Here is a 13652-nt window from a genome sequence, read left to right on the forward strand (position 1 = left end):
ACAGCAAATATTCCCCAATCTAAAATCTACAATCTAAAATCGGATGGTTTGCCGATCGCGTTTCCGGCCAACCAAGCCGTAGTCCAGGCACTTTGGAAGTTGAAACCGCCCGTCACGCCGTCGATATCCAAGATTTCGCCGGCAAAGAAAAGTCCGGGACAGCGGCGGCTTTCCATTGTCTTAAAATCGACTTCTTTGAGGTTGACACCGCCGCAGGTGACGAACTCTTCTTTAAATGCGCCTTTTCCGGCAATCTGATATTCGCCTTGAACGAGTTCTTGCAGGAGGCGATCGAGGATTTTGTTAGATAAGTCGGCCCAGCGTTTTTGCTCATCAATGCCGATCGAACTTGTCAAGCGTTCCCAGAGGCGGCGCGGCACCGGAAACGGACAGCTAGAGACAATCAATCGGTGTGACAACTGCGACTTAACTGCTAGTAGTTGCTGCCGCAAAACTTCCGCATTGTACTGGGGAAGCCAATTAATCAGCACAGAGGTTTTATAATGGCGATCGTGCAAAAATCTCGCACCCCAAGCCGAAAGTTTTAGTACAGCAGGCCCGCTTAAACCCCAGTGAGTAATTAGCAAAGGCCCGCTTTGTTCTAATTTAGCTCCCGGCAATTTCACCTTAGCATTAGGAACAGAAATTCCGGCTAAATCTTTGATTCTGCTGTCGGAAATATTAAAAGTAAATAGAGAAGGAACGGGCAGTTCTACAGTATTACCTAACTCTTTTGCCCACTTATAACCCGACGGATTGCTGCCTGTAGCGAGAAGAATGCGATCGCACTTAAAACTCTCCCCCGACTTCAACTCAATTTCAAATGTAGGGGCGGTGCCCCCGTGCCCGCCCTCCAATATTAATTTCTTTACAGAAACGACTGCATCACCCGTGCGAATTTTAACCCCTGCATCCTCAGCAGCCCGGATCAAACAGTTAACAATTGTCCCCGAATCGTCTGTAATCGGAAACATTCGCCCGTCTTCTTCTGTTTTCAACTTCACACCGTGACCGGCAAACCATTCTACAGTATCGCGGGGTTGAAATCGAGTAAAAGCACCGCGCAGAGCTTTCCCTCCTCTGGGGTAATTCTGCACTAAAACACCAGGGTCAAAACAAGCGTGAGTCACATTGCAGCGCCCGCCGCCCGAAATGCGAACTTTTGCCAGGAGTTGCCGGCCAGCTTCTAGTAAAGTGACGCGGGCCTGCGGGTAGGTTTTGGCACAGGTAATTGCACTAAAAAAACCAGCAGCACCGCCACCGATAACTGTAATTTTGAGCATTCGATCGGACAATTTTTTTCTCGCTTATTCTGGTTCAAAATCGGATTTTTTCGCCCCGCAAGTGGGACAAACCCAATCGTCGGGGATATCTTCAAAGGCAGTACCGGGCTCTATGCCTCCGTCGGGGTCGCCTACTTCTGGATCGTAGACATAATTGCAAACTGTACAAACGTATTTTTGCATTTGCTTAACTTAATTTTTTATTGTAAGCTTATAGATTGTACTGGACAACGCAACCTAGTGCAATATAGCAATCCTAAATTAGTCGTAAATTTTTAACCCCACCCCAACCCTCCCCTTACCAAGGGGAGGGAGTAAGAAATTCACAAATGATGCGAGGATTGCTATATCACTTTTAAAAAGTAATGAGACTTTCGGTAATTTCCCAGTTTTTACGAATTAAGTTTTGCACCATTTTTAAATCTAAAATCTAAAATCTAAAATCGTCAAAGCCTCCAAAACCGCAGTTCTAGAGGCTTGATTGTATTTTTTATTAGTTTACGGCGATTGGAAGACTAGACTTTCGCTAAAGGCTTAGTCCAAACGCCGTTTTCATCCTCTTCGTATTGCTGATGAATGGCGTCCCAAGCGGTGTGTTCCGCTTGTATCGAGTCGTTGCTTTCATCAAATGAGGCGTTGTAGGATTCCATAAAGGTTTTTTGAGCTGCTTCCGACAGGTGCGATCGCACTTCTGGAGATAAGTCTGCCGGACTATTGCAGCGACCTTTAACGGCGCGCGGCAGCGTCATTTCGCTAACTGAAACTTCTTCGCCACCTGCACTTTCTAGCAAGAGTTGAAATTCGCCCGAACGGTCGGCGGCGACTTCTGCCATCACGAGAAATTCGCCAGCTTCAACGCGCGTTTGATAGATAGTTGCTTTGTCTTCGGGCATTCCCAAGGTGACTAAAGCAGAAACTAGACCCGCACCGGCCGAACCTGCGATCGCGCCGCTAGCTGCACCCAACAGTACCGCACCCAGCGGGCCCGCCGATACTACTGCGCCAACAAAGGGAATAAACAGCACGCCGACGCCAGTTAGCAAACCCAAAAAAGAACCGAATAAGGAACCAAAAATTGCCCCGCTTCGCAGACCGCCTAAAATTACATCTTTTTTAGTAATAAAGCCGGCAATTTTAGTTTTAGACTGAAAGTTTTTTCCCATTACTGAGATGTGGTCGCGGGAAACTCCGCGATCGAGCAACCGCCGAATTACGCCGTCTAATTGTTCTTCTTCCTTAAATACGGCTGAAACTGTTCGTTCGGCTAAATATTCCTCGGTCATTGTTCCTCCTTGATGGTTGGTAGATTAGTTGTGCTAGTTTTTAGTATAGGAAGACACTGTAGGGCGATCGCATCGACCGCGAGATAGAGGTCGATGCGATCGGAGATAGTTTGAGGCTATATCAAAAGAGTTAAACCATTAAGTATTCGGCACTCACTCAAGTTTATTTCATATTTTTATTCATCTCTTATATAAGTTCCAAGATACTCCAGTTGGTCGATCATTTCCTCTGCTGACTTAGCAGCAATCAAATTCAAAAGTCCCCGCAACTGTGCGCCCACTGAATACCGCTGCTGTTGTGCAAGAATGATTCCAGCATGACTTCTCTCTTCTGCAATACAGATATTGTGTAAACGGCTGAAATCTCTCCTATTAAAACTGTAAACGACTCGCCCTTGCTCGGTTGCCCAAGTGAGCTGTTCTTCATCTGAAAAACTCAGCCTGTTAGCCTCCGAGGTTGTTATCACATCTACACCCGAATTTCGCAGAGCTAAGATTAGAGCTTGTTCCTGAATATCCTCATCAAGATATAAACGAATCTTACTCACGATAGCTTACCTGCCATAGAGTCTGCTTCCAAGCGCTCCCACTCAGCATTTTCTGCTGCTATTTCCGCGTCAATTTGCTTTTTGTTCGCATAATAGTAAGCTAAGGCTGCATAAACCTGTGCTAAATTCAAGTGCGTTCTCTTTTGAACAATTACTTCAGGAGTCCATCCCGCATTAAAATCAATAGCAATGTTCTCTACCGTAATTCTAGTTCCTGCAATTCGCGGGCGGCCGCCGCAAGTTCCGGGCGTGCGGACAATTAGCGTTCCAATCTCAACGGCAGTTGTCATATTTACCTCGATTGAGTTAACTTTATTCTATTGTAACGCAGCTTCATTTCTACCCGATCGCAATAAACAACATTAACCAATGCCATTAGCACCCCTGTTTCCTGTCGTTCATCCCATTCTCAAATCGGCTTTTCCCGGATGTCTGTGGACGGGAGATATCAACAGCCGAGAAATTGCCCTCACATTTGACGACGGGCCGCACCGTCAGCACACACCTCAACTGTTAAAAATTTTAGATAAATACGACATCAAAGCGAGTTTTTTCTGGCTAGGTTTTTGCGTGGACAGGCATCCCGAAACGGCTAAAGAAGTGTACGATCGCGGACACTGGATCGGTCTCCACGGCTATCAGCATATATCGTTTCCCAAACTAAAAACCCACGAACTTAAACAAAGTTTAGAAGACACGCAAAAAGCAATTGCCAAAGCTTGCGATTTAGATCCAAAATTAATCCTGGACGTGCGGCCACCCAACGGCATTTTTACGCCGCGAACATTAGAGTTACTGCAACAGTGGGAATATCGCCCTGTAATGTGGAGTGTCGTCCCGGAAGATTGGGTGCGACCGGGGGTGAGGAAAGTTATTAGTCGCATCGTGCAGCAAACTGAAAACGGATCTATTATTGTACTGCACGATGGCTATTGCGGCGGCGAAGATGTTGCAGCTTCTGCTGATAAAATAATTCCATTGCTTTTGTATAAAGGTTACAAATTCGTGACAGTCGATCGACTGTGGGAACAGGCTAACATTCAAATACCAGGAAATTAAGTTAATGAAAAAAAGACAGTTTATTGCATCTCTTTGCTTGGTAAGTGCCGGATGGGCGATCGAGCTTTCTCCTGCTTCCCTGAGTGCGAAAACTCCACTTCTAGTGCAGCAGCCAGCCAGGGGTGTATCCGCGCCTGCCCCCAACTCGAAAACCCCGCAAGTGGTACTGCTAAATCCGGGAGTGGAACCCCGACAGCAACTGCGTTTAAAACCAGCTATCAATGTCAAACAAACAACTGTTATGACCGTAAAAATGGATATGGAAATATCCGCATCCGGTCGGTCTTCGCCTGGGGCTAAAATTCCAGTATCGGTGATGACTTTCGAGACAAAAGTCACTAAAATTGATCCCAACGGCGATATTCACTACGAGTTTGCTTATACTAACTCAGATATCGTCGGCGATACTGGAAATATGCCGCCAGCCGTCCGAGATGCCATGCGTTCCGCACTCAAAAGCATGGTGGGAGTGAAAGGCTCTTTCATCATGGACAATCGCGGTTTTCATAAAGGAGGTAACTTTATTTTGCCCGAAAAAGCTGACAACAACCTCAAACAAATGGTTAGACAAATGTCTAAATCTCTAGAGCAAGTTGCCTCGTCGCTGCCCGCAGAAGCAGTCGGAAAAGGAGCAAAATGGCGCGTTTCTTCTTCCTCTGATTTCAGTGGCATAAAGGTGAATGACATTTCTACCTATGAATTGGCTAGCTGGCAAGATGGAGTTGCCTCTGTAAATGTAAGTGTAGAGCAGCAAGCAAACCCTCAAAATATTACCTCTCCCCAACTGCCTCCGGGAACTACCTTAACCCTAAAATCTTTGGCTTCTCAGGGTCGGGGAGCAACCACAATGCGCTTGGATAGATTAATTCCTGTTCGGTCTACTTGGTCTGTTAGTTCAAATAGCGAAATGAGTGCTAAAACTGCTGGCAGTTCTCAAGAATCACCAATCACAACAAAAATGGTGATGGAGATGACTTTAGAGTCGAAGTAAGCTTTATTATACCAACTGGAAAAAGTAGGGACACGGCCTTGCCGTGTCCCTGGTCGCAGCTAAATTTTTAATAAATGGTATTAAATCCGGCTAATATACTGGATATTATCTAAATTTTCCGAAACTTTCGATCGCCAATTTGCAAGTAGAGGAGGCTGTTATATGGTTCGATCGCACAAAAGTCAAGCTGTAATTGCTTTCGTCGTAGCTTTAGGGATAATCATCGGGAATTTGGTGTTTCCGGGTCTGAATGTAGCGCCGGCATTTGCTCAAGCCAAATTTCAGGATGTTAAAGACCATTGGGCTCAAGCTTGCATTGAGGAGTTAGCAGAGAAAAAAATTATCAGCGGCTACTACGAAGACGGCACTTTTCGCCCGAATCGCCCAGTCAGCCGCGCTGAGTTTGCGGCGATGGTTCGCATGGCTTTTCCCGATGCCAAAACCGTCCGCAATCCGATCGACTTTGCAGATATTCCCACGAATTACTGGGGTTTTAAAGCAATTCGAGAAGCTTATCAGACGGGTTTTATGTCCGGTTACAGCGGCAGCATTTTTAACCCGACTTTGAATGTTACCCGCTGGCAGGTTTTGGTAGCTTTAACCAGCGGCTTGAAATATACACCTGCGGGGCCGGCGGCTGAGATTTTGGATGCGACTTTTGAAGATGCGCGGGACATTCCCGAACTGGCCAGAAGTGCGATCGCCGCCGCCACAGAAAAACAACTTGTGGTCAATTATCCGGCTGTTAAACAGCTAGAACCTACACGCAATGCTACTCGCGCCGAAGTAGCAAGTTTTTTCTGTCAGGCGATCGCCAAACCCGGCCAAACTGCCTTAATTCCTTCGGAATATATCGCCCAAGTTCCGCCGAATATCGGCCCGCCGAGAACAACAGAAACCTCGGAATCGGGGAAAGTTCGGGCGGAAGTTTCTTTCGTAAAAGAAGCAGAAAATGCTAAAAATCTCCGCATCAGAATTCTCCGCGACGGTCAAAGTTTATTAGAAGAACCCGTGCTGATTCCGACTCGTTCTCTAGTAGATAACCCCGACAAAAGAGCCAGCGAAGAAGTATCGGAAGGACGTTTGTTATCGCTGCGAATACGTGATTTGGATGGGGACAAGGAACCGGAAGTGCTAGCAGATTTAGTGTCAATCAAAAGCGGCGTCCGCTGCTGCAATTATTCGTTTATTTACCGCTACGACTCTGCGGCTAAAAAATACACTCATCTCAAGCATTTTTGGGGCAATGTGAGTTACGAAATTGTCGATTTTGGCAAAAATGATATCCCAGAGTTCAAGAGTCAGGACGGGCGATTTGCGGAAGCTTTTACAAATTATGCTGATTCTCGCTTCCCGCTGCAAGTTTGGGAGTACCGCCAAGGTAAAATGCAAGATGTTAGCAAACAGTATCCGGTGGAAGTATACACGAATTCTGCTGAGCTTTGGCTGGAATCTAACAAGCGTCTGAGTGAAGATGGGGAGGTGAAGGGGGTGTTGGCGGCATTCATGGCGAACAAGTATGTCATGGGCCAGGATGCGGAAGGTTGGCAGTTGTTGGAGAAAGTTTATCAAGGACGCGATCGCACTCAATTCTTTGGGAAGTTGCGGGAGTTTTTGGTAAGTACGGGTTATGCTAGTAAGTAGATTTGGAGGTTTTTAACCGCAGATTAAAGCGGATTAACGCGGATTAACGCTGATAAAATCTGTAGGGGCGGGTTTTACGAATAATATCTAATTATTACTAACAATATTACTAAACCCGCCCCATACAACAGATAACCCACGTCAACTATTCATCAAATTTATCGTCACATCTTATATTTTTTAAACAAACTAAATTACTACTCACATCTTGCCCCATTCTCCAGAACAGGCTTTTCGGCCTGTTCCACAAAGAGTGAATTTTCTTGTGGAACAGGCCGAAAAGCCTGTTCATAAAAAGCTTATTGAGAATGGTGCAACATCTCAGTTACTAACAACTTGTGAAGAAATACCAAAAATTGTTGCTTTTTGAAGCGCCAAGCTAAAATAAGTATAAAATATCAGACATTAAATCACTTAAAATGGTATATCCACCTGCACCTTGGAATCTGCAAGGTTATGCTGTTGGGACTTTACAATTGGTAGATGTGGCACGAGTGCGCCCCTTGGTTCCCTCTGAGTTAGAAATTGTCTCTTTATTGCCCGGAAAAACCCTAGCTGGCATTTATATATCCTCCTATGGGTTGGGTTCGGTGATGGAGTACAATGAGTTAATTGTAGTTAGCGCGATCGCCAATTATGCAGGAAAATGGGGCGCTTGGATTTCCCACATCTACGTAGACAATCCTAACTCGGTAGCCGGCGGGCGCGAAATTTGGGGACTTCCTAAAGAATTAGCTCAATTTAGTTGGGAAGGCAGCGATTCGGTAAAGGCAGCACCGCTAGGCTACCGCGTCACAGTTAGCCAAGGAAACCGTCAACTGTGCAGCCTCAATTACAGCCAACAAACTTTAGCCTTACCGCTGCCTTTTAGCGGGAATGTTTTCAGCGCTGACCGCCGCAATTTGCTGTTGTTTAAAGGAGGATTAGAGTCTCGCATCGGTTTGATTAAAGGCGAATTAGAAGTGGCAGAAGAAAGTCCTTTTGGCAGTTTAAACTTAGGTCAGCCCTTGCTAACATTTGCCTGCGAAGATATGCGTTTAAAAGTCGCTGCGCCGGAAGTTGTGGGAAACAGAGCCGTTGAATTCAGTTATTAGCTGTAAAGTGCGGATATTTGCCGTAAACCTAAAAAAACACAACAGCCAGAAACCCGGTTTCTTGAAGAAGCCGGGTTTCTGGCGCGGCGTATTAGTTTGAGCTACTTAGTAATCTTTTTGAGAACTTAAGCTAATCCGCATTTAAATTGCATGGTAAAATAAATTTTCACTCTTGTGGGGTGGGCCGAAGAGCCCGCCCTCAACATACAATTTAAATGCACAACAGCTTACCCATCAAACGGCTAAAAACCGGGTTTCTTCCTAAATGCGTCGTTGCCGCACCCAATATTCTCCGAGAAACCGGGTTTTTTTTCGTAAGTCCTATTTTTAAATGCCAGCCCCCGGAGCGGCTTCAGCACCCATTTCTAAAACTGTACCGCGAAGGAAATCAATTTGTTGCTGAAAGTCCATCCCCTGAACCTTTCCTAATAAAGCTTTTCCTGCTTCTGGAAGTTGATAGTCGGGAGGCATGGGTATGATAGTTCCTTCGTCCATTCCTAGTGCTAAGAAATACCAAAAAGCCAGCTTGGTTTCAGGACTCATTGAGCCGTACATCCGGCTGATTTCAGTATTGGCTTTTGAGGCAATGTCGCGCATTACTTGTAGTTGTTCTTCGTGGGGCAGCGGTTTGACTTGATCGAACAAACCCTGAGCGATTTCGGAACCGGAAGCACCGGGAGCCGCTGGTGTTATTGACTTGCCCATTTCGGTGTAAACAAACCACAGCAAACCTAATTGGTCGTCTACACTCAAGCTCTGAATATCTGCTTTTCCTTGGTCGTAAGCACCGGTAGTAGTAAATGTCATTCAAGCCTCCAAAATAATATGTATTGCTCAGTTTTCTTATTTGTGAGAAAACTTTTGTTTGCTACTTAAGTTAAAGTACCTAATAAATAGTGATGCTAGAATCTTGCTTAAGACAGAGATGATCCCGGACATAAGTTCGGGGAGTAACTTCACCAAAATTGGGAAAAATTGCAACCAAAGGATGAGGCAAATTTGACACGATTGTTGTTAGCGGAGTTCATGATTAGCATTGTTTAGCCGATCGACGATCGCCTATAATCGCAACAGACCTGTATTGAGGTGGCTGTTATGTCGATCGCAACTGCAAAACGCTTCACCATAGCGGAATATCACCGCCTGACAGAACTGGGGTTCTTTGGTGAGGACGATCGAGTGGAGTTAATCAAGGGAGAACTTGTCAACATGGCTGCTAAAGGTACGGCTCATTCTGTTTGCGAGACACGCTTGGAACGCGAGTTATTTAAGCTGCTGGGAGAAAGGGCGACACTGCGGGGACAACAACCGATTATTCTGCCGGATGAGAGCGAACCCGAACCCGATCGCGCGATCGTGCAAAATCGCCCTGATGACTATCTATCCTCTCACCCCACAACAGCGGATATATTGTTACTGATTGAGATTGCGGATTCTTCTTTGAGTTACGACAAACAGGTCAAGTTGCCCCTTTATGCGGAAGCGGGTATCTCTGACTATTGGATATTTAACTTATTAGAAACTTGTTTGGAATGTTACAGCGATCCCTATCAGAATTCGCAAGGCAAATTTGGTTATCGCGTCAAGAGAATTTTTCTGTCTAACGAGACAGTTGCCATCCCTAATTTTGGGGATTTGTCCCTCGATTTATCTAAAGTATTTCCTCCTAGTTCGATCGGCGATAAATAATATCGTTTTCGGTGGCATCGGAATCATATATTTGGATAATGTCAGTGCGAGCGTCCTCGCTCGCGGTATGGATCGCGAGCGAGGACGCTCGCACTGCATAATAATTCCAATGCCACCAAATCAACCGGACATGATATCATTCCAAAGAAAATAGGCTGGCAAACAGCCAGCCTAGAATCAGGAGAACTTTATTTCAAACTCGTTGAAAATCTAGCTAAACAAACCCGAAATACCGTTGACTGCTATTGCTCCAGCCAAAGCGGAAACCACCACAGAAGTCAGAGCCGTACCGAACAGCCACCAAGCTGCGGCTGCTGCCGCTTCGCGCGCATCTTCTGCTTGCTGCTTGGTCTTTTTCTTGAGCTGTTTGATGCGTTTTTTGGCTTCATGTTGCAGGCGTTCCGATCGCAATAAAACGCTGTCCCTGGCTCCTTCCATTTGGTCAACAATTCGGTGAGCGTCAGTCTCGGAAATATCGGAACGAGAACTCAGCAGGGCAACTAAAGTACCGCGATCGAACTCACCTAAACGCTCTTTAATCGCGTCAAATCCTGCCTGCGGGTCATCAAACACTTTACGCAAGTCCCGCTTGATGCCTTCGTAGTTGAGCTCTGGTCGATCGAGCGAATTGAGGTAATCCCGGATTTTTCCGAAAATACCATCCATTGCTGACTGAAACTTGTCCTGAACCATTTGAACTTGTTCGACAATTTGGTTGCGGACAGATTCAATTTGGTCGGCAATTTTGTTGGCTTCCTCTTCCGAGATGTCTTCCCGCTGCGACAGCAATGCTACCAGAGTCGATCGATCGAAGTGCTTCAGGCGATCGCCCAAACTTTGCATCCCCATCCCCGGCTCGCTAAACAGCAACTGCAAATCGCGTTTGATGCTTTCAGGATTGAGTTCTTCCTTGTCCGTATTCCGCAAGTAATTTTCCAAACTTCCTGGGAAATCCCGTACACTTTTTTGAGCGCGAGATGCCAAGCGGCGGGGCGATTTCACGATGCTGCGAATCGAATCTTGCACGCGATCGATCGTCCGATTGATCTGTTCTTCGCTCAAATCTTCCCGCTGCGACAGCAGCTTGACTAAAGTTTCGCGATCGACCTGAGAAAGTCTGTCCCGAAGTGCCAAAGCACCCTCTTTCGGATTTTCAAACAATTTGGTCAAATCCCGATTGAGGCCTTCTGGATCGAGTTCTTCCAGGTTGGTATTCCGCAGGTACTCGCCAATTTTTGCAGTAACTTCCTCGTACTGTTGCTTAGCTCTATCTGCAACTATTTGCGGCGCGTGGATAATGTTGTCGCGCACAGATTCGATCCGGTCGATCGTCTGATTGATCTGTTCTTCGCTGAGGTCTTGGCGCTGTGACAGCAACTGCACCAGCGTATCGCGGTCGAATTGAGATAAGCGTTCTCTCAGCGCTTTAAATCCGGCTTCCGGGTCGTTTAACAGCGTTTGAAACTCGCGCTCGATCGCTTCGGGATTGAGTTCTTCCTTATTAGTATTGCGGAGATAGTCTTCTACCTTTTGCCGCAATTCTTGGGCTTTCGATTTCGCTTGCTCTTGCAATTCTTGAGCTTTAGAAATCACGCGATCGCGCGAACTTTCGAGCCGCCCGATTAACTGATCGGCTTCCTCTGGACTGAAATCTTCCCGCTGACCCAGCAACTGCACCAAAGTATCGCGGTTAAACTGCGAAAGGCGATCGCGCAAAGCCTCAAAACCAGCATCCCGATCTTCCAAAAGCGCTTGGAAATCCCGCTCGATACCTTCAGGATTCAATTCTTCCTTGCCGGTCGATCGCAAATAATTCTCAATCCGACTCCGCAAATCTTGAGACTGTTCTTCACCAGCAGCAGCTTGCACAATTTCCAACACTTCTTGTCGGACACCTTCAAGCTGTTCGGCAATTTCCGTCACCTGTTCAGGAGCAAACCCCTCACGGCGGCCCAGAATCCCTACAAAATAATCTGGATTAAACAGCTCTAACTGGCGCAAAACAGCCCCAGGAGAAGCTTCCGGGTCGTAAATCACATCCCTAAATTCCTGCTTGATTGTCTCCCGGTTGAGATGCCAAGGTTGGGCATTCATCAAGTAGTTTTCCACATCAGCCTTAGCTGTATTGAAAGGCAGCGCAGGCACTTTGTCGCCCACCTTAGAAGCCAAAGATTTAGCTTGTTCCGTCCCTTTGGCTGTCAGTTGCTGCAACTGACCAGAGATTTTTTCAACATCCAAATCAGACAAATCCGTCCGCGACAAAACAGTGCCCATAAGAGATTCGACACCCAACTGCATCGCTCGCTTCATGGGGCTGCTGGAGCCCGATTTGTTTTCCCTACTTTCCAGAATTTGAGACAGCTTGGCGTTGAGTTCGTCAGACTTCAGCAAATCGGGAGCCGCAAACTTGAGAAAATCCACCAACTCTAAATTCGGGTCTTTCTGCTCTTGCTGCTTGCCGAAAGTTTGCTTCCAAACGCCTTCTAGTTGGTCAGCAACTTGAGTTATTTCCTCTTGAGAAAAGTCTGTGCGACTCTTAATCAAATCCACAAAAGTCTGGCGGTTAACATTCTTCAGAACATCGCTTCCCGCAAGAGATTTGATATCTGCATCGCCCAGCAACTTTTCAAATTGACCGCGAATTTCCTTAACATCTAGTTTCGGTAACTGCAAAGAACCCACATAATCTTGCAGTGTTTCGCGAATGCTATCCGGGTCTACCGCCGAACTCAACTCGCGGCGTACAGCAGCAACAGATGCCTCTACAGTATTGACCATTTGGTCGCTAGCCATCTTGCCGCCGATCGCAGCACCCGCAGTACCCATGACGCCTTGAACGCCTGAAAAAGCAGTTTTGATCAAGGAACCGATCATAGAACCGACGGCGCTAGAACCGAGCCACACCAGGGTTAAAAAGTACGCAGCCCAGATGACCACACCAATAATTGCCGCTCCGTCTACGCTGGCAATTGAAGTTAGTTTGACGGCCAGAAAACAACCCAAAAATAAAGCCAGGTTAACCGTGACTAAAATCCAACCCCCGACTAAACCTTCGATTTTCCGAACTTTCTTGCCTAAACTTTCGGACTCATCATCATCATCGTCATCGTCGGGTAAAGCCTCGTCCCAATTTGATATCTTGGCGGCGATCGAGAAATTTGTTAACAGGAATTGGAAGCCGAAAGCCATAATGACTCCGGCGATTAATGCCACGAAAAACTGAGGGCTTAAAAACATCAGCCCTCCGATATCGGGGTGGTCAAATGGCACATCTATTTCTACTGGCATTTGGGCAATATTAAATTTGGGACTGTACAGCGACATTAATAACTCGCTTTCAAACATAATTTACCTCCTAAGTTTTTATGCCTAACTCGGCATGAAGAAAATTGTCCCCAACTTTTTTATAGGGGATTTTGTAATCTTTAGATGATGGTTTGTTTGGGTTCGGCTTTATCTTACGGAAGGCCTTATTAGTGAAATTGGGATGAGTAGTAAATCAGTTCTTTAGTTATCTCATCCTTACTGCTTATTATGGCTGTGGGAGCTAAAAAATAAATCCGTCTAAAGTCAGAAATCAGTCTTTCTGGGGCTGATAGCAGCCGAGTTCGCATAAAAGTGGCAAGTTTGAGGCGGGGGGCGTCACCCATTATCAATAGTAGTAAAGTGATCTTCGGCGCACCCTACATATCGTAGAGTTCGCTACCGAGTTAGGATTCCGTTGGATTTTCAGGCTCAAAACGAGCGAGTAATTGCGGGCGATCGAGCTGCATAATCAGTCGCGCGATCTCGATGGGTTCTAGTTGAATCAAAGGCTCGATTAGTTGGGATAATTCTTCATCAATCTCGCCCAAATACACTTGTAACATACTCTCAACAATCTCGCGTTTACTTTGCTGAATACCTTGCTCGATACCTTGCTGAATACATTGCTCGATACCTAGCTGAATACCTTGCTGAATACCTTGCTGAATACCTAGCGGAATACCTTGCTCGATACCTCGCTGAGTTGCTTCTTCAAGCCGTTGTAAATAGAGGGGTGATAGTTCCATAATTAACTC

13 protein-coding genes are annotated in these 13652 nt (G+C 46.1%); 5 read left to right on the plus strand and 8 right to left on the minus strand.

The genetic code is table 11. The features are described from left to right. Positions 1–26: 26 nt before the first annotated feature. The 5 genes from QUB16_RS02850 to QUB16_RS02870 form a co-directional block, all read right to left on the minus strand. Entirely contained in the window at positions 27–1283 is a 1257-nt protein-coding gene (locus QUB16_RS02850) for an NAD(P)/FAD-dependent oxidoreductase (protein ID WP_333313872.1), read from the minus strand. A 24-nt stretch (positions 1284–1307) separates the two neighbouring features. Beyond that, positions 1308–1466, minus strand: coding sequence for a rubredoxin (rd, locus tag QUB16_RS02855; RefSeq protein WP_333313874.1), 159 nt, complete (start codon positions 1464–1466; stop codon positions 1308–1310). Positions 1467–1798: 332 nt separating this feature from the next. Continuing rightward, positions 1799–2566: a ChaB family protein gene (locus QUB16_RS02860; RefSeq protein ID WP_333313875.1), complete on the minus strand. Its 768-nt coding sequence runs from the start codon at positions 2564–2566 to the stop codon at positions 1799–1801. 176 nt (positions 2567–2742) lie between these two features. Beyond that, positions 2743–3114, minus strand: a complete 372-nt coding sequence (locus QUB16_RS02865; protein ID WP_333313877.1) for a DUF5615 family PIN-like protein — start codon at positions 3112–3114, stop codon at positions 2743–2745. Further along, positions 3111–3404, minus strand: a complete 294-nt coding sequence (locus QUB16_RS02870) for a DUF433 domain-containing protein (protein ID WP_333245239.1) — start codon at positions 3402–3404, stop codon at positions 3111–3113. Before QUB16_RS02870 ends, QUB16_RS02865 begins: the two co-directional genes overlap by 4 nt. A gap of 79 nt (positions 3405–3483) precedes the next feature. On the opposite strand from QUB16_RS02870, the gene QUB16_RS02875 reads away from it, so the two are divergent. The 4 genes from QUB16_RS02875 (at position 3484) to QUB16_RS02890 (ending at position 7902) form a co-directional block, all read left to right on the plus strand. After that, positions 3484–4173, plus strand: a complete 690-nt coding sequence (locus tag QUB16_RS02875) for a polysaccharide deacetylase family protein (RefSeq protein WP_333313878.1) — start codon at positions 3484–3486, stop codon at positions 4171–4173. Positions 4174–4177: 4 nt separating this feature from the next. Further along, the gene (locus tag QUB16_RS02880) at positions 4178–5164 is read left to right on the plus strand and encodes a DUF6263 family protein (protein WP_333313879.1); all 987 of its coding nucleotides are present in this window, start codon (positions 4178–4180) and stop codon (positions 5162–5164) included. Positions 5165–5326: 162 nt separating this feature from the next. Next, on the plus strand, positions 5327–6808 hold the full coding sequence (locus QUB16_RS02885) for an S-layer homology domain-containing protein (protein ID WP_333313881.1): 1482 nt from the start codon (positions 5327–5329) through the stop codon (positions 6806–6808). A gap of 419 nt (positions 6809–7227) precedes the next feature. Beyond that, positions 7228–7902 (plus strand): acetoacetate decarboxylase family protein, encoded by a 675-nt coding sequence (locus QUB16_RS02890; RefSeq protein WP_333313883.1) that lies wholly within the window; start codon positions 7228–7230, stop codon positions 7900–7902. 327 nt (positions 7903–8229) lie between these two features. Here the strand turns inward: QUB16_RS02890 and QUB16_RS02895 are convergent, their stop codons facing one another. Continuing rightward, positions 8230–8709, minus strand: a complete 480-nt coding sequence (locus QUB16_RS02895) for an orange carotenoid protein N-terminal domain-containing protein (protein WP_333313885.1) — start codon at positions 8707–8709, stop codon at positions 8230–8232. 288 nt (positions 8710–8997) lie between these two features. Between QUB16_RS02895 and QUB16_RS02900 the strand changes: the two genes are divergently transcribed. Further along, on the plus strand, positions 8998–9591 hold the full coding sequence (locus QUB16_RS02900; protein WP_333313886.1) for a Uma2 family endonuclease: 594 nt from the start codon (positions 8998–9000) through the stop codon (positions 9589–9591). Between the two features lie 210 nt (positions 9592–9801). Here the strand turns inward: QUB16_RS02900 and QUB16_RS02905 are convergent, their stop codons facing one another. Together QUB16_RS02905 and QUB16_RS02910 are read right to left on the minus strand one after the other, a co-directional pair. Then, complete coding sequence (locus tag QUB16_RS02905; RefSeq protein WP_333313888.1) at positions 9802–12936, minus strand: MFS transporter; 3135 nt, start codon at positions 12934–12936, stop codon at positions 9802–9804. 365 nt (positions 12937–13301) lie between these two features. Beyond that, positions 13302–13643: a hypothetical protein gene (locus QUB16_RS02910; RefSeq protein ID WP_333313889.1), complete on the minus strand. Its 342-nt coding sequence runs from the start codon at positions 13641–13643 to the stop codon at positions 13302–13304. Positions 13644–13652: the final 9 nt, after the last annotated feature.

Origin of the sequence: Microcoleus sp. D3_18a_C4, from assembly GCF_036702415.1 — a bacterium.
Classification (GTDB): domain Bacteria; phylum Cyanobacteriota; class Cyanobacteriia; order Cyanobacteriales; family Microcoleaceae; genus Microcoleus.

Bases quoted from the DNA above. Each gene is read 5' to 3' on its own strand.
- QUB16_RS02850 (WP_333313872.1), bottom strand. From the start codon at position 1,283: ATGCTCAAAATTACAGTTATCGGTGGCGGTGCTGCTGGTTTTTTTAGT.
- rd (WP_333313874.1), bottom strand. From the start codon at position 1,466: ATGCAAAAATACGTTTGTACAGTTTGCAATTATGTCTACGATCCAGAA.
- QUB16_RS02860 (WP_333313875.1), bottom strand. From the start codon at position 2,566: ATGACCGAGGAATATTTAGCCGAACGAACAGTTTCAGCCGTATTTAAG.
- QUB16_RS02870 (WP_333245239.1), bottom strand. From the start codon at position 3,404: ATGACAACTGCCGTTGAGATTGGAACGCTAATTGTCCGCACGCCCGGA.
- QUB16_RS02875 (WP_333313878.1), top strand. From the start codon at position 3,484: ATGCCATTAGCACCCCTGTTTCCTGTCGTTCATCCCATTCTCAAATCG.
- QUB16_RS02880 (WP_333313879.1), top strand. From the start codon at position 4,178: ATGAAAAAAAGACAGTTTATTGCATCTCTTTGCTTGGTAAGTGCCGGA.
- QUB16_RS02885 (WP_333313881.1), top strand. From the start codon at position 5,327: ATGGTTCGATCGCACAAAAGTCAAGCTGTAATTGCTTTCGTCGTAGCT.
- QUB16_RS02890 (WP_333313883.1), top strand. From the start codon at position 7,228: ATGGTATATCCACCTGCACCTTGGAATCTGCAAGGTTATGCTGTTGGG.
- QUB16_RS02895 (WP_333313885.1), bottom strand. From the start codon at position 8,709: ATGACATTTACTACTACCGGTGCTTACGACCAAGGAAAAGCAGATATT.
- QUB16_RS02900 (WP_333313886.1), top strand. From the start codon at position 8,998: ATGTCGATCGCAACTGCAAAACGCTTCACCATAGCGGAATATCACCGC.
- QUB16_RS02905 (WP_333313888.1), bottom strand. From the start codon at position 12,936: ATGTTTGAAAGCGAGTTATTAATGTCGCTGTACAGTCCCAAATTTAAT.
- QUB16_RS02910 (WP_333313889.1), bottom strand. From the start codon at position 13,643: ATGGAACTATCACCCCTCTATTTACAACGGCTTGAAGAAGCAACTCAG.